Genomic DNA, 24,707 nt, shown 5'->3' with positions numbered 1-24,707 from the left:
GGGAATTATGAAGACGTTGTTTTCTGGTCGTTCAGATATGCCTTTCGCCATGCTGCTGTTGGCCCCCAGCCTGATTTTGCTGGGGGGCCTGGTGGCCTGGCCGATGATTTCCAACATTGAAATTAGTTTTTTACGCCTGCCGCTGAACCCGCGCATTGATGCGGTGTTTGTGGGGCTGGATAACTACCTACGCATTCTGGGGGATGCGGCATTCTGGCACTCCCTGTGGATGACGTTCTGGTACACCGCGCTGGTGGTATTGGGCAGCACGGGGCTGGGGCTGGCTGTCGCCATCTTCTTTAACCGCGAGTTTCGACTGCGCAAAACCGCGCGTTCGCTGGTGATTTTGTCCTACGTTACGCCCTCGATTTCGCTGGTGTTTGCATGGAAATACATGTTCAACAACGGCTACGGGATTGTGAACTATCTGGGCGTCGATCTCCTGCACCTGTATGACCAGGCGCCGCTGTGGTTCGACAACCCGGGCAGCAGTTTTGTTCTGGTGGTGCTGTTCGCCATCTGGCGCTACTTCCCCTACGCCTTTATCTCCTTTTTGGCGATTCTGCAAACGGTGGATAAATCGCTGTATGAGGCCGCTGAAATGGATGGCGCGAACGCCTGGCAGCGTTTTCGTATCGTCACGCTGCCCGCCATTATGCCGGTGCTGGCAACGGTCGTGACGCTCAGGACGATCTGGATGTTCTACATGTTTGCAGACGTCTACCTGCTGACCACCAAGGTCGATATTTTGGGCGTTTATCTCTATAAAACCGCCTTTGCGTTCAATGACCTGGGGAAAGCGGCCGCTATATCCGTCGTTCTGTTTGTGATTATTTTCGCCGTCATTCTGCTGACCAGAAAAAGGGTAAACCTCAATGGCAACAAATAAACGCGTTCTGAGCCGTATTGGTTTTTATCTCGGGCTGGCCGTGTTCCTGATTATCACGCTGTTCCCGTTTTTCGTGATGTTGATGACGTCGTTCAAGAGCGCGAAGGAGGCGATTTCGCTGCACCCAACGATTCTGCCGCAAGCGTGGACGCTGCAGCATTACGTCGACATCTTTAATCCGCTGATCTTTCCGTTTGTGGACTATTTCAGAAACAGCATGGTGGTTTCGCTGACCTCGTCGGTGATTGCGGTGTTCCTCGGCACGCTGGGGGCATATGCCTTATCAAAGCTGCGCTTTAAGGGCCGCACCACCATCAACGCCAGTTTCTATACCGTCTATATGTTTTCCGGGATTTTGCTGGTCGTGCCGCTGTTCAAAATCATCACGGCACTGGGGCTGTACGACACGGAGCTGGCGCTGATCGTCACCATGGTGACCCAGACGCTGCCAACCTCGGTGTTCATGCTGCGAAGCTACTTCGACACCATCCCGGATGAGATCGAAGAGGCGGCGATGATGGATGGCCTGAACCGCCTGCAGATCATCTTCCGCATTACGGTGCCGCTGGCGATATCCGGCCTGGTGTCGGTCTTTGTCTACTGCTTTATGGTGGCGTGGAATGACTACCTCTTCGCCTCTATTTTCCTGTCCAGTGCCAGCAACTTTACCCTGCCGGTTGGGCTGAACACGCTCTTTAGCACGCCGGATTATATCTGGGGCCGCATGATGGCGGCATCGCTGGTGACCGCGCTTCCGGTTGTCATCATGTACGCGCTTTCCGAACGTTTTATTAAAAGTGGTTTGACCGCCGGTGGCGTAAAAGGCTAAGGCGGCCAATTTTAACAAGGAGTTACGATGAAAAAGTTAGTTGCGACAGCCCCTCGCGTAGCGGCGCTGGTAGAGTATGAAGACCGCCCCGTTGCGGCACGTGAAGTTAAAGTCCGCGTCCAGTTCGGCGCGCCGAAGCACGGCACGGAGGTTGTGGATTTCCGCGCGGCCAGCCCGTTTATCGATGAAGAGTTTAACGCCGACTGGCAGATGTTTACGCCGCGAGAGGCGGGGGCGGCTCGCGGTATCGAATTCGGCAAGTTTCAGCTGGGAAATATGATCGTCGGTGAAGTGATCGAATGCGGTGCTGACGTCACCGACTATCAGCTAGGCGATACCGTCTGCAGCTACGGACCGCTGCAGGAAACGGTGATCGTGAATGCCGTCAATAACTATAAGCTGCGCAAAATGCCGCAGGGCGCGTCATGGAAAAACGCGGTGTGCTATGACCCGGCGCAGTTCGCCATGAGCGGCGTGCGCGATGCCAACGTGCGGGTAGGGGATTTTGTCGTCGTCGTGGGCCTGGGGGCGATTGGCCAAATCGCGGTTCAGCTGGCGAAAAAAGCCGGTGCTTCTGTCGTTATCGGCGTTGATCCTATCGCGCACCGCTGTGACATTGCGCGTCGCCATGGCGCAGACCACTGTTTGAACCCGATTGGCACCGACGTCGGTCTGGAAATCAAAAAGCTGACCGGCAAACAGGGCTCGGACGTGATTATCGAAACCAGCGGCTTCGCAGACGCGCTCCAGTCTGCGCTGCGCGGCCTGGCGTATGGCGGCACCATCTCCTACGTTGCCTTCGCCAAGCCGTTTGCCGAAGGCTTCAACCTGGGGCGTGAAGCCCACTTCAACAACGCAAAGATTGTTTTCTCCCGCGCGTGCAGTGAACCGAACCCGGACTATCCGCGCTGGAGCCGCAAGCGCATCGAAGAAACCTGCTGGGAGCTGCTGATGAACGGTTACCTCAACTGTGAGGATCTGATCGATCCGGTCGTTACTTTCCAGACCAGTGCGGAAAGCTATATGCAGTACGTGGATCAGCACCCTGAGCTGAGCATCAAAATGGGCGTCACGTTTTAAGCTAAGGAGAGCAAATAATGAAAATCGCAACGCAAAACCAGGCCTTTTTTCCGACCACCATTCTGGAAAAATTTGAGTACATCAAATCAATGGGATTTGATGGCTACGAAATTGACGGCAAGCTGCTGGTCGAAAACCTCGACGAGGTAAAAGCGGCCATCAAAGCAACGGGCTTACCGGTAACAACCGCATGCGGCGGCTATGACGGATGGATTGGCGACTTCATCGAAGAGCGTCGCCTGAACGGACTGAAGCAAATTGAACGCATCCTTGAAGCGCTCGCCGAAGTCGGTGGGAAGGGCATTATCGTACCTGCCGCATGGGGAATGTTCACCTTCCGCCTGCCGCCGATGACGTCGCCGCGCAGCCTGGAAGGGGATCGCAAAGCGGTCAGCGCGTCCTTGCGCTGGCTTGATGAAGTGGCTGCGCGTACGGGAACGACCGTGTACCTCGAGCCGCTGAACCGCTATCAGGATCACATGATTAACACCCTGGCGGACGCGCGTCGTTATATTGAAGAGAATGCGCTAAAGCACGTGCAGATCATCGGCGATTTCTACCATATGAACATTGAAGAAGACTCGCTGACGGACGCGCTGCATCACAACCGCGACCTGCTCGGTCACGTTCATATTGCCGATAATCACCGCTACCAGCCGGGAAGCGGATGCCTGGACTTTTCAGCGCTGTTTGACCAGCTTCGTGCGGATAACTATCAGGGATATGTGGTCTACGAGTGCCGCGTTCGCGCAGAGGATCCGGCGCAGGCCTATCAGGACTCTCTGACGTACCTGCGTGAATGCTAAGGATGACAAGCGTGATGAGTGCTTCAACCTCTTCTCCTTTGCGCGTCGCCATCATTGGTGCCGGGCAGGTAGCAGACAAAGTGCATGCCACGTATTACGCCACGCGCAGTGATGTTCAAATGGTGGCCGTCATGGACAGCCGCCTTGAGCAGGCTCAGGCGTTTGCTGAACGTCATGCTATTGCGTCTGCATGGCAGGACGTTCGCGAAATGTTGCATGCGGTGAAACCCGATATCGTGAGCGTATGTTCGCCAAACCGTTTTCACTTTGAACACGCGCTGGCGGCGCTTGAGGCAGGGTGTCACGTTATGTGCGAGAAGCCGCCTGCCATGACGCCGCAGGAAGCGGATCTCATGCGCATGGCCGCCCGCAAGGCGGGAAAGGTGCTGGCGTATGATTTCCACCACCGCTTTGCGCTGGATACGCAGCTGCTGCGCGATGCCGTCATGAACGGGACCTTCGGTGAGATTTACTTCACAACGGCGCAGGCGCTGCGCCGCTGTGGCGTTCCCGGCTGGGGCGTTTTCACCAATAAATCCCTCCAGGGCGGCGGGCCGCTGATTGATATCGGGATCCACATGCTGGATGCAGCAATGTACGTACTCGGCTTTCCGGCCGTTAAGCGGGTGACGGCGCATAGCTTCCAGCGGCTGGGAAATCGTAAAAGCAGCGGCCAGTTTGGCGAGTGGGACCCGGCTCAGTTTACCGTTGAGGATGCGCTGTTTGGCACGATTGAGTTCTGCAACGGCGGCATTCTCCGTCTGGACACCTCCTTTGCCCTCAACATTCGCGAGCAGTCGATCATGAACGTGTCGTTTTGCGGAGAAAAAGCGGGGGCAACGCTGTTTCCAGCGCAGATTTACACTGACGAAGGCGGCGAGTTGCAGACGCTTTTAGCGCGCGAAGAAGCTGATGACCAGCGGCATTTGCGCAGCATGGATGCGTTCGTACGTCACGTGATGGGCGAGCCCGTAATGATCGCCGATGCGGAGCAGGGGCTGGTTATCCAGCAGTTGGTGGCTGCGCTGTATGAGGCGGCGGAAAAAGGAGAAAGCGTAACGTTATGCTGAACCTGTCTGTATTAACCGATCCGGCTTTTTGCCCGCACAGCCTGAACAAGTTCGCCTCCGTAATGGCCTGCGGTAATGGCTACATGGGTATCCGCGCCGCGCACGAAGAGGATTACACCCAGCAAACGCGGGGTATGTATCTCGCCGGGCTTTATCATCGCGCCGGGCGCAATGAGACCAGCGAGCTGGTCAACCTGCCGGACGTGATGGGCATTGATATCGAACTGGACGGCAATCCGTTTTCGCTGATGTCTGGAGAATGCCTGAGCTGGCAGCGAGAGCTGGCTTTTGCCAACGGCGAGCTGACCCGAAGTGTGGTCTGGCGTACCCCCGCAGGGAAACGCTACCGCCTGGAGAGCCGACGTTTTGCATCGTTAGATCAGCTGCCGCTTGCCGCGCTTCAGCTCTCAATCACGCCTCTGGATGAGGCAGGGCACATCGTACTGAAAACCGGCATTGATGCAACCCAAACCAACAGCGGCAGGCAACACCTTGATGAAGCCTCCGTGCGGGTGTTTGACGAACACGTCATGCAGGGCGTGTATGAAACGCAGGACCGCACGTCAGAGGTGGTCATAACCGCAAGCTGCCGCCTGTCGATGCTTAGCGAGAGCTGCTTTACGGCGAAAAACCGCCAGATCCTTAACCATCATGCGCTTAATGTCGCAACAGGTGACACCGTAACGCTTGAGAAGGTGATTTGGGTCACGCATCGCCGCGACAGGGCGCTTTCGCAGGCCACTTTTGCCCGTAACGCGCTGGCCGATCTCACCGCCTGCGCAACCACAGGCTACACCTCTCTGCTGGAACGCTCGGCAAGAGCGTGGGACAGCGTCTGGCGCGATTGCCGCCTGACGGTGACGTCCTCGGCGCCTCAGGATCAAATAGCGATGGATTATGCCGTCTGGCATCTGACGGCCATGACGCCCGCGCATGACGAACGCTGCAGTATTGCGGCAAAAGGGCTGACCGGAGAAGGGTATAAAGGGCACGTCTTCTGGGACACCGAGATTTTCCTTCTGCCTTTCCATCTTTTTTCCCGGCCAGACGTCGCGCGCGGCCTGCTGCGATATCGCTGGCTCAATCTTTCTGGCGCGCGCGAAAAGGCGCGGCGCAACGGCTGGCCTGGCGCACTGTTCCCGTGGGAAAGCGCCGCCAGCGGTCAGGAAGAGACGCCGGAGTTTGCGGCCATCAATATCCGCACCGGCATGCGGCAAAAGGTCGCTTCCGCGCTGGCGGAACACCACATTGTTGCGGATATCGCGTGGGCCGTAGTGGCCTACTGGCAGGCGACGCAGGATGACGCCTTTATGCGCAATGAAGGGCTGACGCTGCTTATCGAAACGGCCACATTCTGGATGGGACGCGCGACGGAGGCTAACGGTCGGCTGGAAATCCATGACGTGATTGGACCGGACGAATACACGGAGCACGTCAATAACAACGCCTACACCAACTACCTTGCCTGGCATAACGTGGCGAGCGCGGTGGCGTTTATGGCGCGATTTGGGCGTGAAGACCCGGCATTTTCGCAAAATGCCACGCGTTTTCTTACGCGCCTCTGGCTGCCGCGCGCGGATGAGGACGGGGTGATCCCACAGGATGATACGTTCCTCTCCAAACCGGTTATCGACCTGAGCCGCTATAAGGCGCATGCGGGTAAGCAAACTATCCTGCTGGATTATTCCCGCGCGGAAGTGAATGAGATGCAAATCCTCAAGCAGGCGGACGTTGTGATGCTCAACTACCTGCTGCCGGAGCGGTTCACGCGCGAGCAGTGCGCCGCCAACCTGGCGTTCTACGAGCCTCGCACAATTCATGATTCGTCTCTTAGCAAAGCCATTCACGGCATTGTGGCCGCCCGCTGCGGCGACATTGCCAGCGCTTACGCCTTCTGGCGCGATGGCGTTGCCATTGATTTAGGCAGCGATCCGCACAGCAGCGATGAGGGCATCCACGCCGCGGCGACCGGCGCTATCTGGTCAGGCGTGGTCCAGGGTTTTGCCGGGCTGCAGGTGATGGAGGGCGAGCTGCATCTTGCGCCTCAGCTTCCCGCGCACTGGCAGACGCTCGCGTTTCCACTGCGCTGGCGAAACGCGCGGCTACGCGTTGCCTTTGACGGCGAAACGTTAAACCTGGATACGTCAGAGCCCGTCACGCTGACGCTTTGGGGTAAACGCATTCAGGTTTCGGGACAGCAAAAGTTCGCAGCTGCGGATTTTCTTACGTCCGTTAATGGGACCGCTACCAGGGAGGGCGGCGATGATGCTTAAAGCGGTGATATTCGATTTAGACGGGGTGATTACCGATACCGCACACCTTCACTTTCTTGCGTGGCGAAGCGTAGCGGAAGAGATTGGAATCACCATCGACGAGGACTTTAATGCCGAGCTGAAAGGCATTAGCCGCATGGAGTCGCTCAAGCGCATTCTGCGTCACGGCGGAAAAGAGGACGCGTTCAGCGATAAACAGTGCCTCGCGTTGGCGGGTAAGAAAAATGCGCGCTACGTCCAGTCTTTGGCCTCGTTGACCGAGGCGTCAATGCTGCCGGGCATTCGTGAACTGCTGGCCGATATTCGCGCGGCGAAGGTAAAAACCGGCCTGGCATCCGTTTCCCTTAATGCGCCCGGCATTCTGCATGCGCTAGGCATCGCGTCAGCGTTTGATTTTTGTGCCGACGCTTCACGCATCATCTGCTCTAAGCCCGATCCGGAAATTTTCCTGGCGGCCTGTGAAGGGCTAAACGTGCGTCCAGAAGAGGCGATAGGCATTGAAGATGCCGCTGCGGGAGTGGAGGCAATCAATGCTGCGGGCATGTTATCCGTGGGGATTGGGCCTGGCCTTGAGCGCGCGGCGCTGCAGCTTTGCTCAACGCGGGAACTGACGTGGAACCGCCTGACGGATTTCTGGACGTCCCGGACCGTATCGATAAGGAACTCATAAATGGCTCAACTTTCTCTAAAACATATCCAGAAAATCTACGATAACCAGGTCCACGTGGTTAAGGACTTTAACCTCGAAATCGAGGATAAAGAGTTTATCGTTTTTGTGGGACCGTCAGGCTGCGGTAAATCGACGACGCTGCGCATGATTGCCGGGCTGGAGGAGATCAGCGCGGGCGAACTGGTGATTGACGGCGTATGCATGAACGACGTGCCTGCTAAGGCTCGCGACATCGCCATGGTATTCCAGAACTATGCCCTGTATCCGCATATGACGGTCTACGACAACATGGCGTTTGGCCTAAAGATGCAAAAAATTGCGCCTTCGATCATCGAAGAGCGCGTGAGCTGGGCTGCTCAGATCCTCGGGTTGCGAGAATACCTCAAGCGTAAACCCGGCGCGCTGTCCGGTGGACAGCGTCAGCGCGTAGCGTTGGGCCGTGCGATTGTGCGCGAGGCAGGGGTCTTCCTGATGGATGAACCGCTGTCCAACCTGGATGCAAAGCTGCGCGTTCAAATGCGAGCGGAGATCAGCAAGCTGCACCAGAAGCTGAATACCACCATGATTTACGTTACGCACGATCAAACGGAAGCCATGACCATGGCGACCCGTATTGTGATCCTGAAAGATGGCATCATCCAGCAGGTGGGCGCGCCGAAGCAGGTCTATAACGAACCGGCAAATATGTTCGTCGCAGGGTTTATCGGTTCGCCTGCGATGAATTTCATTCGCGGTGCGATTGACGACCGGTATTTTGTGACGGAAACGCTGCGTCTGGAAATCCCTGATGCCCTGCTTGCCGCGCTGAATGCGCAGGGGTATCAGCGTAAAGCCATTGTGTTTGGCATTCGTCCTGAAGACATTATGACTGCTGACTCAGAAGGCGGTACAGAGGCAAGGGTGAGCGTGGCAGAGCTAACCGGGGCCGAGTTTATGCTCTATGCCACCGTTGGCGGACACGAGCTGGTCGTTCGCGCAGGTGCCGCAAATGATTACGCGGCCGGCGATAATATCAATATTCAGTTCGATATGAATAAATGCCATTTCTTCGATGCAGAAACGGAAGCGGCTATTCGATAGGTGTTGTACGCCGGAATATTATTCCGGCTTTTTTGTTTGTTTAATTTTAAAGGAATAACTCATGAGTACTCTACTAAGAAGTGCTGCGCTTTGTTTATGCGCAGGGGTTAGCTGTGCGCAGGCTGCCGAAACTGAAAAACAGTGGGAGTTTAATATTGGCGCTATGTATGAAATTGAAAACGTCGAAGGGCAGGGCGAAGACAAAGATGGCTTATATGAGCCTTCCGTCTGGTTTAACGCCACCTGGGATGCGTGGACAATTTCTCTTGCCATGTATCAGGAGGGGACGGTTGATTACAGCAGTATGACCCGTGGCTCCTATTTCGATCGTCCAGAGGTTGAATTACGCTATCGTTTTATTGGTACAGATGATTTTACGCTCGGGCTGACCGGCGGTTTCCGCAACTATGGCTACCATTTCAAAGATGAGCAGGGCGCTAAAGCCGGAACGGCTAATATGCAGCGTTATAAAGTTCAGCCTGACTGGGATATTAAACTCACGGATGACTGGCGCTTTAGCGGCTGGTTAGCCATGTATCAGTTCGCTAACGATCTGGAAAAAACCGGCTATGCCGATAGTCGTGTAGAAACTGAAACAGGGTTTACGTGGTCCATCAACGAAACATTCTCAGCGAAGGTGAATTACTATTTAGAGCGCGGTTTCAATATGGATGGTTCGCGTAATAACGGCGAGTTCTCCACCCAGGAAATTCGTGCCTATTTGCCGATTGCGTTGGGCAATACCACGCTCACGCCGTATACGCGGCTTGGCCTGGACCGCTGGTCAAACTGGGACTGGCAGGACGATCCAGAACGCGAAGGTCATGACTTTAACCGTCTTGGCCTGCTGTATGCCTATGACTTTACGAATGGTTTATCCATGACGCTCGAATATGCTTACGAGTGGGAAAACCACGATGAGGGCGACAGCGACCGTTTCCACTATGCGGGCGTTGGCGTTAATTATGCCTTTTAACGAGTAAACGCCGGGGGCGTGCAGCCCCCGGCGTTTAGCGCAGCGATGGCGAAAATGAAAAGTGGGTATCAATCAGCACTTTCTGCGGCACCGGGCTCCCTGATATCCGCTTGAAAAGAATATCGCAGCTCTCTTCACCGAGCCTGCGTATGGGGATCTCAAACCCGGCGGGCGCGGGCGTGAGGATCAGCGTCAGCATCGGATCGCCGTATCCGGCAACCGCAAGCTGTTCCGGAATCATCAGGTTTAATTCGTCTGCCGCACGATAGAGGCTTAACAGCTTCATGCTGTCAGTGGCAAAGACGGCATCTGGCGGATTAGCGGATGAGAGCAAATCGCAGGCGGCAGAAAGGGCACTTTCATGCGTATAGCCACCGTCTATAACCCACTCTGGGTTAATATCGATATTATGCTTTTCCAGTCCGGCTTTATAACCGGCCAGACGGTCGATGGAAACATGATAATCGAGCGGCGCGTGGAGGCAGGCTATTTTCCGGTGTCCGCGCTGAATAAACGTTTCCGTTAGCGTGAAGCTGTCGCTGAAATTATCGGTATCGACGGAATAAATATTTTTATAATCACCTTCAAGTTTACCAATCACTACCACCGGCACGCCGTAAGCATCCAGACGGGAAAAAAAGGATTCATTTGCCGGCGAGCTCAGCATAATGATCCCTTTGATCATCTTTTGCTTTATTTTACTTTCGCATTTGAGCAGATCGTCTTCACTGCTTTTCGACGTTTGTAATATAACGTCAAAGCCTTCCTGCTCCGCTTTTGCGGTAATGGCATGAAGCACATCAGAGAAAAAGGGATTTCCGGCAGTGGTTTTTGTTGAACGGGTAGAAATGACCATAATGGCATCAAAGCCGGAGGTCGTCAGCGCGCGGGCAAGTTTGTTGGGCTGATAATTTAATTCATCAATGGCCTTTAGCACTTTTTCGCGCGCTTCAGGGGATATATTCGTTTGTTTATTCAGCACTCTGGACACGGTTGATTTCGAAACACCAGCAACACGCGCAATATCATAAATGGTGGGTGACATACACCTTACTCGCTCCGGACCGACAGCTATTTATAGGCCATCTTACTGGAGAAAAAATGACAATAGCAATAATTATGAATTGATAATCAACGGTCTGCCCCAATTTATTGTATTCTGAAACGTGTCATTCCAGGCTCCCCGCGATGAAGGACGGCGATGAAGCGACTTAAAAACGAACTTAACTCTCTGGTCAACCGCGGCGTGGATCGTCATTTGCGTCTGGCGGTGACCGGGCTCAGCCGCAGCGGCAAGACGGCCTTTATCACCGCGATGGTTAACCAGCTGCTGAACCTGCATGCGGGGGCGCGCCTGCCGCTGCTGAGCGCCGTGCGCGAAGAGCGCCTGCTGGGCGTGAAGCGCGTGCCCCAGCGTGATTTTGGCATTCCCCGCTTCACCTACGATGAAGGGCTGGCACAGCTGTACGGCGATCCGCCCACCTGGCCGACCCCAACGCGCGGCGTGAGTGAAATCCGCCTGGCGCTGCGCTTTCGGTCTAACGAGTCGCTGATGCGCCACTTCAAGGATACTTCAACGCTCTATCTGGAAATTGTCGATTACCCCGGCGAGTGGCTGCTTGACCTGCCCATGCTGGCGCAGGACTACCTGAGCTGGTCGCGGCAAATGACCGGCTTACTTCAGGGGCAGCGCGCGGAATGGTCCGCCCGGTGGCGACAGCTCTGCGAGGGCGTAGACCCGCTTGCGCCCGCCGATGAAAACCGACTGGCGCGCATCGCTGAGGCCTGGACGGCGTATCTCCATCAGTGTAAGCAGGAGGGGCTGCACTTCATCCAGCCCGGCCGCTTCGTGCTGCCCGGCGATCTGGCAGGTGCGCCCGCGCTGCAGTTTTTCCCGTGGCCTGACGTAGACGGCATCGGGGAGTCAACGCTGGCCCAGGCGGAGAAGCACACCAACGCCGGCATGCTGCGCGAGCGGTACAATTATTATTGTGAAAAGGTGGTGAAGGGCTTCTACAAAAACCACTTTTTACGCTTCGACCGCCAGATCGTGCTGGTGGACTGCCTGCAGCCGCTAAACAGCGGGCCGCAGGCGTTTAACGATATGCGTCTGGCGCTCACCCAGCTGATGCAAAGCTTCCACTACGGACAGCGCACGCTGTTCCGCCGCCTGTTTTCCCCGGTGATCGACAAGCTGCTGTTTGCCGCGACCAAGGCGGACCACGTCACGGTCGATCAGCACGCCAACATGGTCTCTCTGCTCCAGCAGCTGGTGCAGGACGCGTGGCAAAACGCGGCGTTCGAAGGGATCGGCATGGATTGCCTGGGGTTGGCGTCGGTCCAGGCAACCCAGAGCGGGCTAATCGATCTTAACGGCGAGAAAATTCCGGCGCTGCGCGGCAACCGCCTCAGCGACGGCGAGCCGCTGACGGTTTATCCGGGGGAAGTCCCCGCGCGCCTGCCGGGTCAGGCCTTCTGGCAAAGCCAGGGCTTTCAGTTTGAGGCCTTTCGCCCGCAGGCGATGAGCGTTGACCAGCCGCTACCGCATATTCGGCTGGACGCGGCGCTGGAGTTTTTGATTGGAGATAAATTGCGATGACGGAACCGTTAAAACCGCGCATTGATTTCACCGGGCCGCTCGAGCAGGAGCAGCAGACGGTATTTAAAACGCCCCAGACGTTCAGCGGCACCCAGGCGGAGAATTTTGCCCCCGCGCTGACGGAAGAGCCGCTGGTTGAAGAGGGGCAGGCCGAAGCGGTGGTTGAGGCCGCGCTGCGGCCTAAGCGCAGCCTGTGGCGCAAAATGGTGACGGCCGGGCTGGTACTGTTCGGCGCGAGCGTGGTTGGGCAGGGCGTGCAGTGGGCGGTCAACGCCTGGCAAACCCAGGACTGGGTTGCGCTGGGAGGCTGCGCGGCAGGGGCGCTTATCGTCGGTGCCGGGGTTGGGTCGGTTGCCACCGAGTGGCGTCGGCTGTGGCGGCTGCGCCAGCGCGCGCACGAGCGCGATGAGGCGCGCGATTTGCTGCACAGCCACGGCACCGGTAAAGGGCGCGCGTTCTGCGAAGCGCTGACGAGGCAGGCCGGAATCGATCAGTCCCATCCGGCGCTCCAGCGCTGGTATGCGGCGATCCACGAAACGCAAAACGATCGGGAAGTGGTCACGCTATATGCGCATATGGTCCAGCCGGTGCTGGACGCGCAGGCGCGTCGCGAGATTAGCCGCTCTGCCGCAGAGTCAACGCTGATGATCGCCGTCAGCCCGCTCGCGCTGGTCGACATGGCGTTTATTGCCTGGCGCAACCTGCGCCTGATTAACCGCATCGCTAACCTCTACGGCATCGAGCTGGGCTACTATAGCCGACTGCGCCTGTTCAAGCTGGTGCTGCTGAACATTGCGTTTGCCGGTGCCAGCGAGCTGGTGCGGGAAGTGGGCATGGACTGGATGTCGCAGGATTTAGCCGCCAGGCTGTCGGCGCGCGCCGCGCAGGGGATTGGCGCCGGCCTGTTGACCGCGCGCCTCGGCATTAAAGCGATGGAAGTCTGCCGTCCGCTGCCGTGGATCGATGGCGACAAACCGCGCCTGGGTGATTTTCGCCGCGAACTGATCGGCCAGCTTAAGGAAACTCTCAACAAAAAGCCGACGTCCTGACCTCGTTTGTTTACTATTCGTGCTGGCTGTCAATAATTCTTGACAGCCACCTTCCCGATCGCCGCGATCTGACATATTATTTTAGCGTTAATGGCTTAAACGGTGAATTTCCCATGCGTCTGGAAGTCTTTTGTGAAGACCGACTCGGTCTGACCCGCGAGTTACTCGATCTGCTTGTTTTACGTAGCATTGATTTACGTGGCATTGAGATCGACCCCGTCGGGCGAATTTACCTCAATTTTGCCGAAATTGAATTTAACACCTTCAGCAGCCTGATGGCGGAAATCCGCCGTATCGCTGGCGTTACGGATGTGCGCACCATTCCCTGGATGCCGTCCGAGCGCGAGCATCTGGCGCTCAGCGCGCTGCTGGAAGCGATGCCGGAGCCTTTCCTGTCGCTGGATCTGAAAAGCAAAGTTGAGCGCGTTAACCTCGCCAGCTGCCAGCTTTTCGCGCAAAATCAGGAGAAGCTCAGCCATCACCACGCCACCCAGCTTATCCCCGGCTTTAACTTCCAGCGCTGGCTGGACAGCAACCCGCAGAACACGCACAGCGAGCACGTGGTGATTAACGGGCAGAACTTCCTGATGGAAATTACGCCGGTCTACCTGAAAGGGGAAAATGACGATCGCGTGCTGACAGGCGCCGTGATTATGCTGCGCTCCACGGTGCGCATGGGCCGCCAGCTGCAAAATCTTTCCAGCCAGGACGTGGGGGCATTTAGCCAGATTATTGCGGTAAGCCCTAAAATGCGCCACGTGGTCGATCAGGCGAGGAAGCTGGCGAACCTGACGGCACCGCTGCTGATCACCGGGGACACCGGAACCGGCAAAGACCTGCTGGCACACGCGGTGCATCTTGCCAGCCCGCGGGCGGCAAAACCTTACCTGGCGCTTAACTGCGCGTCAATTCCGGAAGATGCCGTTGAAAGCGAGCTGTTCGGCCACGCGCCGGAGGGGAAAAAAGGCTTCTTCGAGCAGGCGAACGGCGGCTCGGTGCTGCTGGACGAGATCGGGGAAATGTCGCCGCGCATGCAGGCTAAGCTGCTGCGCTTCCTGAACGACGGCACCTTCCGCCGCGTGGGGGAAGATCATGAAGTGCACGTCGACGTTCGGGTGATTTGCGCTACTCAAAAAAATCTGGTCGAGCTGGTGCAAAAAGGGGCGTTTCGCGAGGATCTCTATTATCGCCTTAACGTTCTGACGCTGAATATTCCGCCTTTGCGCGATTGCCCGCAGGACATCATGCCGCTGACGGAGCTGTTCGTGGCGCGCTTCGCGGACGAACAGGGCGTGCCGCGGCCTAAGCTCTCCGCCGACCTGGGCACGGTGCTCACGCGCTACGGCTGGCCGGGCAACATTCGCCAGCTGAAAAACGCCGTTTATCGGGCGCTCACTCAGCTCGAAGGCTACGAGCTGCGGCCGCAGGATATTTTGCTGCCGGATTACGATGCCGGAACGGTGTCGGTAGGCGAGGAGGCGATGGAAGGGTCGCTGGACGATATCACCAGCCGCTTCGAACGTTCGGTGCTGACGCAGCTTTACCGTAGCTACCCGAGCACCCGCAAGCTGGCCAAGCGTCTTGGCGTGTCGCACACCGCGATTGCGAACAAGCTGCGCGAATATGGGCTGAATCAGAAAAAAAGTGATGAATAAAAAAAAGCCTCTGTGAAAGAGGCTTTTTTTACGCGTGAGATTACGCTTTCAGCACGTCCAGAGCGGCAGCGTAATCCGGCTCGGTGGTGATTTCATTCACCAGCTCGCTGAAGAGAACGGTGTCGTTTTCATCAAGAACCAGAACCGCACGGGCAGCCAGGCCTTTCAGGGCACCGTCAGAAATGCCAACGCCGTAGTTATCGAGAAAATCCGGGCTGCGCAGGGTAGACAGGGTAATGACGTTGCTCAGGCCTTCCGCGCCGCAGAAGCGAGACTGTGCGAACGGCAGGTCGGCGGAAATGCACAGCACCACGGTGTTGTCCATTTCGGTCGCCAGCTGGTTAAATTTACGCACGGATGCGGCGCACACGCCGGTATCAATGCTTGGGAAAATGTTCAGAACTTTGCGTTTGCCTGCAAACTGAGACAGCGTGACGTCAGACAGATCTTTAGCCACCAGAGTAAAAGCCTGCGCTTTGCTGCCAGCCTTCGGAATGGAACCTGCAACAGCAACCGGGTTGCCCTGGAAATGAACGAGTTGTGACATAGATATCTTCCTGTTTACATATAGTTAACGTCGGGGCTAGTGTATGCCAACAGCGGATAACACGGCAAACCAATTTTTATCGCCTTACCGGGCCGCAAGGAGTCAGTGATGAGAAGCGTTAAGGTCTATGAAGAAGCATGGCCGTTACATTCCCCGTTTGTGATCTCCCGCGGCAGCCGCAGCGAGGCCTGCGTCGTGGTGGTTGAGATAGAAGAAGACGGCGTGAAGGGCGTGGGGGAATGTACGCCTTATCCCCGCTACGGTGAGAGCCTCGCCTCGGTGATGGCCCAGATTATGACGCTGGTGCCCGCGCTGCAGACGGGGCTCTCGCGAGAGGCGCTGCAGTCTGAACTGCCGGGGGGCGCCGCGCGAAACGCCATCGACTGCGCGCTGTGGAGCCTCGAGGCGGCAAAACAGCAGCAATCCCTGTCAGCGCTGCTGGGCGCGACGCTGCCGGAATCCATCGTCACCGCGCAAACGGTCGTGATTGGCGAGCCTGAGCAGATGGCGGCAAGCGCGCGGGCGCTGGTGGAGACCGGCGCTACGCTATTAAAGGTCAAGCTTGACGACCGCCTAATCAGCGAGCGCATGGTCGCGATTCGTTCGGCGGTGCCAACGGCAACGCTGATTGTGGATGCCAATGAGTCCTGGCATGCCGAAGGGCTGGCGGCGCGCTGCCAGCTGCTGGCCGATCTCGGCGTCGCGATGCTGGAGCAGCCGTTACCCGCTGAGGAAGACGCCGCGCTGGAGAACTTTATTCATCCGCTGCCAATATGCGCCGACGAAAGCTGCCACACCCGCGACAGCCTCGCAAAGCTCAAAGGCCGCTATGACATGGTGAACATTAAGCTTGATAAAACCGGCGGCCTGACGGAGGCGCTTGCTCTGGCCGCGACGGCGCAGGCACAGGGCTTTAGCCTGATGCTGGGCTGTATGCTGTGTACATCGCGGGCGATCGGCGCGGCGCTGCCGCTGGTCAATAAGGTGCGATTTGCCGATCTCGATGGCCCGACGTGGCTGGCGGTGGACGTCTCGCCAGCCCTCAATTTCACCACCGGCGAACTTCACCCCTGAGGCTGCCAGCGCAGCAGCTCGACCATCGCTTTAAGGTATTTTTCGCTCGCCTCGTCGGACGAAATGGGCGGGAACTCTGCGGTAATGCAGTGCAGGCCCAGGTCAGCGCACCAGCTGCCAAAAGAGCCCGGCGTTTCGTACCCCACGCTGGTGACGAGCGGCAGGGCGAAGGCATCGGCGAGCCACTGGCCGAGGGCGGTATGGCGAGGATCTTCAATGCAGGCCAGCGGATCGTGGAAAGAGACTACCCAGGCCGGGTGGATCTTATGGATGAGCTGGCACAGCGCCTGCGTTTCGGGCTCGGAGCCAGGCGTATCGCCGGTCAGCAGCACAACGTCCCGCGCTTCAGCCGAGCTGTTCCATCGGTAAACCGTCTCCCCGGCGCGCCAGTTGGCCGCGGGGAAATTGCGGTTCAGGTCAACGCCGCGCGCGTTCGCGCGCAGGCCAAGCTGGCAGCCGTCCGGGTTGACGGTCAGAATGACGTGATGGCGTCGCAGGTTTGGCGCCAGCGTGCGAAGCGCACAGGAAAGGGTGACGATGGAGGAATTTTCATCACCGTGCGTGCCCGCAATGATTAAGCCGCTGCTGCGATCGGCATCCGGGGCAGGGAACCAGATCAGCGGAGCGCCTAAAAACGAGCGGCCATAATGTTCAGTGCCCGGCGGGAACGCGCCGCGCTCCGTTCTTGGTCGGGTGAGTGTCATAGCAAATCCCAATGTAGAATCACTTCTGGCAGTGTTGTGCAAAACTGGCGGTTAATCAAATGGTTTCAGCGTCCGCAGAAGATGTCAGATATCAACTTTCCGGCGCAAGTCATTTGCATTTCTCCGTGTCGAAACAAATAATTACGCATCCGTTCGTTTGCTGACTTTTTAAAAGGGGATCTCATGAAGCATCCTGTTTCGCTACTCTGTTCTGCGCTGTGGCTGTGCGGACTCTCTTCACTCTCTTATGCTGCCGATGTGCCAAAGGGAACGGTGCTGGCGCAAAAGCAGGAGCTGGTTCGCCATATCAAAGATGAACCGGCCTCGCTGGATCCGGCGAAAGCCGTTGGCCTGCCGGAAATTCAGGTGATCCGCGACCTCTTTGAAGGGCTGGTCAATCAGAACGAAAAAGGGGAAATCACGCCGGGCGTGGCGACGCGCTGGCAAAGCAACGATAACCGCATCTGGACGTTTACGCTGCGCGATAACGCGAAATGGTCCGATGGCACGCCGGTGACGGCGCAGGATTTCGTATACAGCTGGCAGCGTCTGGTTGACCCGAAAACGACCTCGCCGTTTGCCTGGTTTGCCGCCCTGGCGGGCATTAACAACGCGCAGGCGATTATCGACGGCAAGGCCGCGCCGAATACGCTCGGCGTAACGGCCGTGGACGCCAAAACCCTGCGCGTTGAGCTGGATAAACCGCTGCCGTGGTTCAGCAACCTGACGGCCAACTTCGCTTTCTATCCGGTGCAAAAGGCCAATGTCGAAAGCGGCAAAGAGTGGACCCGCCCGGGGGCGCTGGTGGGGAACGGCGCGTACGTGCTCAAAGATCGCGTGGTTAATGAGAAGCTGGTGGTAGTGCCGAACGCGCACTATTGGGATAACGCGAAGACGGTGCTCAAAAAGGTCACGTTTATCCCAATCAATCAGGAATCATCGGCCACCAAACGCTATCTGGCGGGTGACATTGATATCACCGAATCATTCCCGAAAAACATGTATCAAAAGCTGCTGAAAGACATTCCGGGGCAGGTCTATACTCCGCCGCAGCTTGGAACTTACTACTATGCTTTCAATACGCAGAAAGGGCCCACGGCGGACGCGCGCGTGCGTCTGGCGCTGAGTATGACTATCGATCGCCGGATTATGGCGGACAAGGTGTTAGGCACGGGGGAGAAACCGGCATGGCACTTCACGCCTGACGTGACGGCCGGCTTCACGCCGGAAACCTCACCGTTTGAGCAGATGTCACAGCAGGAGCTGAACGCGCAGGCCAAAACGCTGCTGCAGGCGGCAGGCTATGGTCCGCAGCGTCCGCTGAAGCTGACCCTGCTTTATAACACCTCGGAAAACCACCAAAAGATTGCTATCGCCGTGGCGTCGATGTGGAAGAAAAATCTTGGCGTAGACGTTAAGCTGCAGAACCAGGAGTGGAAAACCTACATTGACAGCCGCAACACCGGCAACTTCGACGTGATCCGCGCCTCCTGGGTAGGAGACTACAACGAGCCGTCGACGTTCCTGTCGCTGCTCACCTCTACCCACAGCGGCAACATTTCACGCTTCAACGACCCGGCCTACGACAAAGTAATCAATCAGGCGTCGCTTGAAACCACGGCGAAAGCGCGCAACGCGGACTACAACATGGCTGAGAAAATCCTGTTGGAGAAAGCACCGATTGCGCCTATCTATCAATACACTAATGGCCGGCTGATCAAACCGTGGGTGAAAGGCTATCCGATCAACAACCCGGAAGACGTGGCGTACAGCCGAACGATGTATATTGAGAAGCACTAATCATCAGTACCGGTTGCCTGATGATGTCAGGCAACCATCGCTAATGCCAAATGTGCGGAAAACCGTATCCAGGCAGGACCTACTTAACACTGGACATCAAGTTCCAAAAACTCATCTACAGACGGCTTATCAGTCGTGGTGTGCGTTTTGCTGCATGGCCTCATCCATAATGGCGTTAACCTGCTTCATCACCGTTACTGCCTCATTCACGCCTTTCGCTTCCTGTTCTTTTACCCACTTAGCCTGTGCGGCCCGGTAGCGGGTGGTGGTTTGCCATTGCGCAACTTCTTGCGGTTTCAAGATGCGCACTGTTGCCCCGGCTTTACGTAAATCATCTATCTGGGTATCAAAGCTGTGGTCCATCACTGGGCCTAAAGACTGATACGCAGTTTGCGCTGCGCGCTGGATCGCCGCCTGGTCTTCCGGGGATAACCTGTCCCAGGTATTTTTGTTCATTGCCAGAATGTAGAGGTGTCCTAGCCACAGATCTCTTGAGATCAGCACGTTTGGCGCGTACTGATACGCTTTCAGATCGTAACCGCTGTCAACGTTCAGCATCATGCCGTCAATCGCGCCGGTTTTCAGCGCGTTATAGGTTGGATCGCCCCAGGGCATGGTTACCGGCGTCGCGCCAGCATTTTGCAGAAAATCCCGGTGCCAGAAGCTGGCAGCGCGCCATGTGCCGCCCTTAATCTCGCCCAGATCCGGCATCGCTTTTCTGCTGAAAAAGGCCAGCGGGTAGCCGGTTTCCATAAAAACGCTCACCACATTATTTTTCTTCAGCTCTGCCGGCAAGGCGGGAATGTCAGCGTATACGTGGCGGAAGAATGCAACCTGTTGTGCACCCGCTGGGCCGACAGGAAAGCTTTTGAAGATCTGATGCAGCGGTAACCGTTCGGCGTTGTACTCCGGCACAACGGTTGCCATATCAACATCGCCCATGCTGACCTTGCCTAACGCCTCATAGCTGGTGTTAAGCTCGCCGCCCCAGTGTGCGTCGATCTTCAGGCGACCCTGCGACTCTTTTTCAATTGCCGGGAAAAATACGTCGTTAATGAAACGGGTACGCATACCGCCCAGCGGCTCATGATCGCTGTAAGCGAGAATTTCGGTAGCTGATGCAGCAGCGGGCAGTAGCGATATGGTAAGTAAAAGGGCCATCAGCGTTTTATGTGAATATCCAGTTTTCATGCGTGTCCTTCGCGTTGGTGAAAGATTAAAGCGTTATTCGGCGTTGCCATGAGAGATCTTCTCTCTATCCGCCAGCCAGCGCTGACCTGCTTCCTTCATTTGCTTTTCAAGGTCGCTGCCGCGAGTCGCGAAAACGCGGTTTACCGGGAAGCCGCTTTTATCCAGCAGATAAGCCAGCGCGGCGTATTCGCGCGGATACTTCGCCACCGTTTCTTGATCAATATCGACGATGCCGAGCGGGAAGGTGAAGCTGCCCATATCGTAAATACTCTGGCGGTGAAACAGTTTCCAGACACCGTTGCGTTTTTCTGCCATGTCATAAAAGCGGTTGTGGGTGGTGCAGCCGATATTCAGCTTCACATTTTCAGCGACGATCATCGCGTTAGTTTCTACAATCGCCCTGGTGGCGTCGGCATTGAAGGTCACGACCGGCGTACCGATCAGATGTTTTGTCCGAGCGTCTGATGCGCCCATGCGCATTGAGCCGTCGACAAAATCACTGGCCAGACCTTCAAACCAGGTGATTTCAATAGTGCCATCCGGGTGGAACAGATCGCGAAGCTGTTCCCACTCGCCCAGATCGCGGTGGATCCATCCTGTAAGCAGGTCGGTAATTTGTTGACGATCGTCCAGATAAGTATGCATAGCGTGTCAGCTCTTGATGAAGGAGGGACTTCAGTTTGATCGCGATTATAGATAAAATCCAGTAGATCAAACTGACCAATTATTCAGTTTAAATGAATGATGAGGGTAGTATATGGAGCTGCGTCACCTGCGCTATTTTCTCGCCGTCGCGGAGGAGGGCCATTTTGGGCGCGCCGCTGAGCGGTTAAATATTGTACCGCCTGCGCTCAGTATGCAAATCAAAGCGCTGGAAGAGGAACTGGGCGGTCCACTATTTATGCGCACCAGCCGGAAAGTAGAGCTGACAGAAGCAGGGCGGTTGTTGCAGGTAGAGGCGCAGCGCACCCTGGATCAGGCTGAAAACGCCCGACTGACGGTACAGCGCTCGATACGCGGCGAGAGCGGTCGGGTGCGCGTTGGTTTTGCTGGTAATGCCGTGTTCAGCGGAAAATTAACAAAAGATATGCGAGCGTTTCGCAAAGCCTATCCTGATGCTGAACTGGTGGCGCGTGAAGTCGCACCGCTGTTGCAGGCGGAGGCTATCCTCTCCGGGCAGCTCGATATTGGTTATACACCCGATCACAGCCTCCTTCACGCGCCGGGACTGTTGTCTGAAACGGTCGGTGTCTGGAAACGTCTGGTGGCAATCGCCGACAATCATCCGCTGGCCGAACGTCCTTATCTGACGGTGGATATGTTGGCGGATGAGCCGATTGTTTTTTACGATAGTCACAGCGCGGATGATCGGCTTTACACGGCGCTCACCACGCTACTGGGCCGCGCCCCCCAGACTGCGCATCGTACCTCCAGCACCCTGAGCGTCCTCACCCTGGCGGCCGCAGGACAAGGGCTGGCGCTGGTTCCAGAGCCGCTGCTGAATATTTCTATTCCGGGGTTGGTGTACCGTCCGTTGGATGCTCCGGAACTGTCGGCTAATCTGATGCTGATCAGCCGAATGATAGAGAATAGCGGCGCTGTACAGGCTTTCCTGACCATCGCGCGTGAAAATGCACGGCCAGAACATAGAGTGTAAGCACAGCAAGCCATACTTGTTTGGTTTCCTGTTAACGCAAGGTAACCACGGCTAAATCCAGAGCTGGCGCATTTTGCCGCGCCAGTTTCTCCTTCTTAGCATCTCCCGCCACAGCAGAAAGCACCACTCTTCTGTCCTGATTTTTGACATGAATAATTAAAGCAATTGTCAGTTACGGAGATATGAAAAGCTCTCTTATTTAATTGACCGGGAGCTTAAATAATTAAATCACGACTGCCGTTCAGATTCCTTTTGATATATCATATAACATACTCCGGTAGTTTAATGTGTTTTTGATGGGTCTGCATTCAGTATTTACATCATCTGAATGTGTAACAAAATAAGTCAATTGCTAATATTAATATTCATCTCACTTATAATATCCGCGCCGCTTAAATTTGATTTGCATCAATGAATTAGTTAGGTGTTACTATAATTAAGATGATTATTAATTAGAGGGGAGGCATTTCTTTATCTTTTCAAAAAAGAAAGAATGGTTCGGCTGTATAGAGTCTTGTCGACATTTCCCATTATTATAATTTAGAGGAAAGTCATTGAGCATTATCTTATTCCAGCGTCTGTATCTGGAGTATTGATGCTGTGCGGTATTTTGTTCTACCATGCTTTCGTAAAGAAACGTCCATCCACTCAACCATTCATTCTTCAGGGAAAGGGATCGCTATGGCCAATACGTTCCAGAACGAAGTGCCTAAGGCACGTATTAATTTAAAGTTAAGCCTGCATACCGGAGGTGCGCAAAAGAAAGTTGAATTACCTCTGAAGCTATTAACCGTTGGTGATTTCAGTAATGGCAAAGAGTCCCGTCCGTTATCTGAAAGAGAAAAAATAAACGTCAACAAAAATAACTTTAACAGCGTACTTTCAGAATTCAGCCCGGAAGTAAATCTTACCGTCAAGAATACGCTGGCGGGCGACGGCTCGGAAGAGAGCGTGAAATTACGCTTCTCAGATATGAAAGACTTCGAGCCAGAGCAGGTTGCACGCCAGATCCCTCAGCTGCGCGCCATGCTGGCCATGCGTAATTTATTACGCGACCTCAAATCCAATCTGCTGGATAACGCCACTTTCAGAAAAGAGCTCGAGAAAATTCTTAAAGATCCGGCGCTGTCCCAGGAATTACGCGATGAGATGAGCGCGCTTGCCCCGAAATAAGGCGCGCACGTTTTTTTAATGGATTACACGAGAGAATGCTGATGTCTGTTAATACTGAAACAAGCCCGGCACAGGGGCAAACCACGGTTCTTGAGAAAGAGGGCGTTTACGCGTCTCTTTTTGAAAAAATTAATCTTGCTCCGGCGTCAAGCCTGGGCGATATCAACGCGTTTCTGGACGATGCGGCGCTGTCCGAAGCCCCGGCGGGCGAACGCCTGACCGCCGCGATGCAGGTCTTCATGGACTGCATCCGCAAGTCCGGACAGCAGGTGGAAAAACTCGACAAAACGCTGATTGACCACCACATCGCCGAGCTGGACTTCCAGATCAGCCGCCAGCTCGACGCGGTGATGCACCACAACGAGTTCCAGAAGGTGGAATCCCTGTGGCGCGGCCTGAAGCAGCTGGTGGACAACACCGACTACCGCCAGAACGTGAAAACCGAAATCCTGGACGTCTCCAAAGACGACCTGCGTCAGGACTTCGAAGATGCGCCTGAACTGATTCAAAGCGGCCTGTACTGGCACACCTACACCGCCGAGTATGACACCCCGGGCGGCGAGCCGATTGGTTCGGTCATCTCCTCCTACGAATTCGACGCCAGCCCGCAGGACATCGCGCTGCTGCGCAACATCTCCAAAGTCTCTGCCGCTGCGCACATGCCGTTTATCGGCTCCGTGGGCCCGAAATTCTTCCTGAAGGATTCGATGGAAGAGGTGGCCGCAATTAAGGATATCGGCAACTACTTCGACCGCGCGGAATACATCAAGTGGAAATCCTTCCGCGACACCGACGACTCCCGCTACATCGGGCTGGTGATGCCGCGCGTGCTGGGCCGCCTGCCGTACGGTCCGGACACCGTGCCGGTGCGCAGCTTCAACTACGTTGAGCAGGTGAAGGGCCCGGATCACGAGAAGTACCTGTGGACCAGCGCGTCGTTCGCCTTCGCCTCCAACATGGTGAAGAGCTTCATCAACAACGGCTGGTGCGTGCAGATTCGCGGTCCGCAGGCGGGCGGCGCGGTGAAAGACCTGCCGATCCACCTGTATGACCTCGGCACCGGCAACCAGGTGAAAATCCCGTCCGAGGTGATGATCCCGGAAACCCGCGAGTTCGAGTTCGCCAACCTGGGCTTCATTCCGCTCTCCTACTACAAGAACCGCGACTACGCGTGCTTCTTCTCGGCGAACTCCACCCAGAAGCCGGCCCTGTACGACACCGCGGACGCGACCGCCAACAGCCGCATCAACGCGCGCCTGCCGTACATCTTCCTGCTGTCGCGCATTGCGCACTACCTGAAGCTGATCCAGCGCGAAAACATCGGTACGACGAAAGACCGTCGCCTGCTGGAGCTGGAGCTGAACACCTGGGTGAAAGGGCTGGTGACGGAAATGACCGATCCGGGCGACGAGCTGCAGGCGTCACACCCGCTGCGCGACGCGAAGGTGGTGGTGGAAGACATCGAGGACAACCCGGGCTTCTTCCGCGTGCGTCTGTACGCGGTGCCGCACTTCCAGGTGGAAGGGATGGACGTGAATCTGTCTCTGGTCAGCCAGATGCCGAAAGCGAAAGCGTAAGGCGGGAG

General features: G+C 56.1%; 22 protein-coding genes. 17 read left to right on the top strand and 5 right to left on the bottom strand.

The window, feature by feature from the left end; genetic code table 11:
- Positions 1–7 precede the first annotated feature (7 nt).
- The 9 genes from V1599_RS14455 (at position 8) to V1599_RS14415 (ending at position 9,673) form a co-directional block, all read left to right on the top strand.
- On the top strand, positions 8–889 hold the full coding sequence (locus tag V1599_RS14455) for a carbohydrate ABC transporter permease (RefSeq protein ID WP_112011702.1): 882 nt from the start codon (positions 8–10) through the stop codon (positions 887–889).
- The gene (locus V1599_RS14450) at positions 876–1,718 is read left to right on the top strand and encodes a carbohydrate ABC transporter permease (protein WP_112011703.1); all 843 of its coding nucleotides are present in this window, start codon (positions 876–878) and stop codon (positions 1,716–1,718) included. The genes V1599_RS14455 and V1599_RS14450 overlap by 14 nt, the downstream gene beginning before the upstream one ends.
- 27 nt (positions 1,719–1,745) lie before the next feature.
- Positions 1,746–2,798 (top strand): zinc-binding alcohol dehydrogenase, encoded by a 1,053-nt coding sequence (locus V1599_RS14445; protein ID WP_395300316.1) that lies wholly within the window; start codon positions 1,746–1,748, stop codon positions 2,796–2,798.
- Positions 2,799–2,815: 17 nt separating this feature from the next.
- Positions 2,816–3,604, top strand: a complete 789-nt coding sequence (locus V1599_RS14440; protein WP_112011705.1) for a sugar phosphate isomerase/epimerase — start codon at positions 2,816–2,818, stop codon at positions 3,602–3,604.
- An 11-nt stretch (positions 3,605–3,615) separates the two neighbouring features.
- Complete coding sequence (locus V1599_RS14435; protein WP_395300315.1) at positions 3,616–4,674, top strand: Gfo/Idh/MocA family protein; 1,059 nt, start codon at positions 3,616–3,618, stop codon at positions 4,672–4,674.
- The gene (locus tag V1599_RS14430) at positions 4,668–6,947 is read left to right on the top strand and encodes a glycoside hydrolase family 65 protein (protein ID WP_395300314.1); all 2,280 of its coding nucleotides are present in this window, start codon (positions 4,668–4,670) and stop codon (positions 6,945–6,947) included. The genes V1599_RS14435 and V1599_RS14430 overlap by 7 nt, the downstream gene beginning before the upstream one ends.
- On the top strand, positions 6,937–7,617 hold the full coding sequence (pgmB, locus tag V1599_RS14425; RefSeq protein ID WP_395300313.1) for a beta-phosphoglucomutase: 681 nt from the start codon (positions 6,937–6,939) through the stop codon (positions 7,615–7,617). Before V1599_RS14430 ends, pgmB begins: the two co-directional genes overlap by 11 nt.
- Positions 7,618–8,697 (top strand): ABC transporter ATP-binding protein, encoded by a 1,080-nt coding sequence (locus tag V1599_RS14420; protein ID WP_297120878.1) that lies wholly within the window; start codon positions 7,618–7,620, stop codon positions 8,695–8,697.
- Positions 8,698–8,758: 61 nt separating this feature from the next.
- On the top strand, positions 8,759–9,673 hold the full coding sequence (locus tag V1599_RS14415; protein ID WP_112011709.1) for an OmpG family monomeric porin: 915 nt from the start codon (positions 8,759–8,761) through the stop codon (positions 9,671–9,673).
- A 34-nt stretch (positions 9,674–9,707) separates the two neighbouring features.
- Here the strand turns inward: V1599_RS14415 and V1599_RS14410 are convergent, their stop codons facing one another.
- Complete coding sequence (locus V1599_RS14410) at positions 9,708–10,718, bottom strand: LacI family DNA-binding transcriptional regulator (RefSeq protein ID WP_395300312.1); 1,011 nt, start codon at positions 10,716–10,718, stop codon at positions 9,708–9,710.
- A gap of 156 nt (positions 10,719–10,874) precedes the next feature.
- Here V1599_RS14410 and V1599_RS14405 point away from each other — a divergent pair, with 156 nt between their 5' ends.
- From V1599_RS14405 to tyrR, 3 genes are all read left to right on the top strand, one after another.
- A complete protein-coding gene (locus V1599_RS14405; protein ID WP_395300311.1) occupies positions 10,875–12,272 on the top strand; it encodes a YcjX family protein in 1,398 nt (465 codons plus the stop codon).
- A complete protein-coding gene (locus V1599_RS14400) occupies positions 12,269–13,321 on the top strand; it encodes a TIGR01620 family protein (RefSeq protein ID WP_395300310.1) in 1,053 nt (350 codons plus the stop codon). The genes V1599_RS14405 and V1599_RS14400 overlap by 4 nt, the downstream gene beginning before the upstream one ends.
- Positions 13,322–13,434: 113 nt before the next feature.
- Positions 13,435–14,976 (top strand): transcriptional regulator TyrR, encoded by a 1,542-nt coding sequence (gene tyrR, locus V1599_RS14395; protein ID WP_112011713.1) that lies wholly within the window; start codon positions 13,435–13,437, stop codon positions 14,974–14,976.
- A 40-nt stretch (positions 14,977–15,016) separates the two neighbouring features.
- On the opposite strand, the gene tpx is transcribed toward tyrR, so the two are convergent.
- Positions 15,017–15,523 carry a thiol peroxidase gene (gene tpx, locus V1599_RS14390; protein ID WP_112011714.1) on the bottom strand — a complete coding sequence of 169 codons (507 nt, stop codon included), beginning with the start codon at positions 15,521–15,523 and terminating at the stop codon, positions 15,017–15,019.
- A 108-nt stretch (positions 15,524–15,631) separates the two neighbouring features.
- Here tpx and ycjG point away from each other — a divergent pair, with 108 nt between their 5' ends.
- Positions 15,632–16,597 (top strand): L-Ala-D/L-Glu epimerase, encoded by a 966-nt coding sequence (gene ycjG, locus V1599_RS14385; RefSeq protein ID WP_395300309.1) that lies wholly within the window; start codon positions 15,632–15,634, stop codon positions 16,595–16,597.
- Here ycjG and mpaA read toward each other — a convergent pair.
- Positions 16,588–17,301, bottom strand: a complete 714-nt coding sequence (gene mpaA, locus V1599_RS14380; RefSeq protein ID WP_112011716.1) for a murein tripeptide amidase MpaA — start codon at positions 17,299–17,301, stop codon at positions 16,588–16,590. The two genes, ycjG and mpaA, sit on opposite strands and share 10 nt — an antisense overlap.
- 183 nt (positions 17,302–17,484) lie before the next feature.
- Between mpaA and V1599_RS14375 the strand changes: the two genes are divergently transcribed.
- Positions 17,485–19,101 carry an ABC transporter substrate-binding protein gene (locus V1599_RS14375; RefSeq protein ID WP_112011717.1) on the top strand — a complete coding sequence of 539 codons (1,617 nt, stop codon included), beginning with the start codon at positions 17,485–17,487 and terminating at the stop codon, positions 19,099–19,101.
- Between the two features lie 129 nt (positions 19,102–19,230).
- Here the strand turns inward: V1599_RS14375 and dctP are convergent, their stop codons facing one another.
- Together dctP and V1599_RS14365 are read right to left on the bottom strand one after the other, a co-directional pair.
- Complete coding sequence (dctP, locus tag V1599_RS14370) at positions 19,231–20,292, bottom strand: TRAP transporter substrate-binding protein DctP (protein WP_112011718.1); 1,062 nt, start codon at positions 20,290–20,292, stop codon at positions 19,231–19,233.
- Between the two features lie 33 nt (positions 20,293–20,325).
- Positions 20,326–20,937, bottom strand: a complete 612-nt coding sequence (locus V1599_RS14365; RefSeq protein WP_112011719.1) for a nuclear transport factor 2 family protein — start codon at positions 20,935–20,937, stop codon at positions 20,326–20,328.
- Positions 20,938–21,049: 112 nt separating this feature from the next.
- Between V1599_RS14365 and V1599_RS14360 the strand changes: the two genes are divergently transcribed.
- The 3 genes from V1599_RS14360 (at position 21,050) to tssC (ending at position 24,699) form a co-directional block, all read left to right on the top strand.
- Positions 21,050–21,949: a LysR substrate-binding domain-containing protein gene (locus V1599_RS14360; protein WP_395300308.1), complete on the top strand. Its 900-nt coding sequence runs from the start codon at positions 21,050–21,052 to the stop codon at positions 21,947–21,949.
- Positions 21,950–22,630: 681 nt separating this feature from the next.
- Positions 22,631–23,122 (top strand): type VI secretion system contractile sheath small subunit, encoded by a 492-nt coding sequence (gene tssB, locus V1599_RS14355; protein ID WP_395300307.1) that lies wholly within the window; start codon positions 22,631–22,633, stop codon positions 23,120–23,122.
- Positions 23,123–23,163: 41 nt separating this feature from the next.
- Positions 23,164–24,699 carry a type VI secretion system contractile sheath large subunit gene (tssC, locus tag V1599_RS14350; protein ID WP_395300306.1) on the top strand — a complete coding sequence of 512 codons (1,536 nt, stop codon included), beginning with the start codon at positions 23,164–23,166 and terminating at the stop codon, positions 24,697–24,699.
- Positions 24,700–24,707: the final 8 nt, after the last annotated feature.

The organism is Enterobacter sp. ECC-175 (assembly GCF_043968675.1).
In the GTDB taxonomy this organism is placed as follows: domain Bacteria; phylum Pseudomonadota; class Gammaproteobacteria; order Enterobacterales; family Enterobacteriaceae; genus Enterobacter.
This window is presented reverse-complemented; position numbering and strand designations above follow the sequence as displayed.

Excerpts from the sequence above, each read along its gene's own strand:
- V1599_RS14445 (WP_395300316.1), top strand. The coding sequence starts at position 1,746 with ATGAAAAAGTTAGTTGCGACAGCCCCTCGCGTAGCGGCGCTGGTAGAG.
- V1599_RS14430 (WP_395300314.1), top strand. The coding sequence starts at position 4,668 with ATGCTGAACCTGTCTGTATTAACCGATCCGGCTTTTTGCCCGCACAGC.
- V1599_RS14400 (WP_395300310.1), top strand. The coding sequence starts at position 12,269 with ATGACGGAACCGTTAAAACCGCGCATTGATTTCACCGGGCCGCTCGAG.
- V1599_RS14420 (WP_297120878.1), top strand. The coding sequence starts at position 7,618 with ATGGCTCAACTTTCTCTAAAACATATCCAGAAAATCTACGATAACCAG.
- V1599_RS14360 (WP_395300308.1), top strand. The coding sequence starts at position 21,050 with ATGGAGCTGCGTCACCTGCGCTATTTTCTCGCCGTCGCGGAGGAGGGC.
- dctP (WP_112011718.1), bottom strand. The coding sequence starts at position 20,292 with ATGAAAACTGGATATTCACATAAAACGCTGATGGCCCTTTTACTTACC.
- tpx (WP_112011714.1), bottom strand. The coding sequence starts at position 15,523 with ATGTCACAACTCGTTCATTTCCAGGGCAACCCGGTTGCTGTTGCAGGT.
- tyrR (WP_112011713.1), top strand. The coding sequence starts at position 13,435 with ATGCGTCTGGAAGTCTTTTGTGAAGACCGACTCGGTCTGACCCGCGAG.
- V1599_RS14415 (WP_112011709.1), top strand. The coding sequence starts at position 8,759 with ATGAGTACTCTACTAAGAAGTGCTGCGCTTTGTTTATGCGCAGGGGTT.
- V1599_RS14410 (WP_395300312.1), bottom strand. The coding sequence starts at position 10,718 with ATGTCACCCACCATTTATGATATTGCGCGTGTTGCTGGTGTTTCGAAA.
- V1599_RS14455 (WP_112011702.1), top strand. The coding sequence starts at position 8 with ATGAAGACGTTGTTTTCTGGTCGTTCAGATATGCCTTTCGCCATGCTG.
- V1599_RS14375 (WP_112011717.1), top strand. The coding sequence starts at position 17,485 with ATGAAGCATCCTGTTTCGCTACTCTGTTCTGCGCTGTGGCTGTGCGGA.
- tssB (WP_395300307.1), top strand. The coding sequence starts at position 22,631 with ATGGCCAATACGTTCCAGAACGAAGTGCCTAAGGCACGTATTAATTTA.
- V1599_RS14440 (WP_112011705.1), top strand. The coding sequence starts at position 2,816 with ATGAAAATCGCAACGCAAAACCAGGCCTTTTTTCCGACCACCATTCTG.
- V1599_RS14405 (WP_395300311.1), top strand. The coding sequence starts at position 10,875 with ATGAAGCGACTTAAAAACGAACTTAACTCTCTGGTCAACCGCGGCGTG.
- pgmB (WP_395300313.1), top strand. The coding sequence starts at position 6,937 with ATGATGCTTAAAGCGGTGATATTCGATTTAGACGGGGTGATTACCGAT.
- tssC (WP_395300306.1), top strand. The coding sequence starts at position 23,164 with ATGTCTGTTAATACTGAAACAAGCCCGGCACAGGGGCAAACCACGGTT.
- mpaA (WP_112011716.1), bottom strand. The coding sequence starts at position 17,301 with ATGACACTCACCCGACCAAGAACGGAGCGCGGCGCGTTCCCGCCGGGC.
- V1599_RS14450 (WP_112011703.1), top strand. The coding sequence starts at position 876 with ATGGCAACAAATAAACGCGTTCTGAGCCGTATTGGTTTTTATCTCGGG.
- V1599_RS14365 (WP_112011719.1), bottom strand. The coding sequence starts at position 20,937 with ATGCATACTTATCTGGACGATCGTCAACAAATTACCGACCTGCTTACA.
- ycjG (WP_395300309.1), top strand. The coding sequence starts at position 15,632 with ATGAGAAGCGTTAAGGTCTATGAAGAAGCATGGCCGTTACATTCCCCG.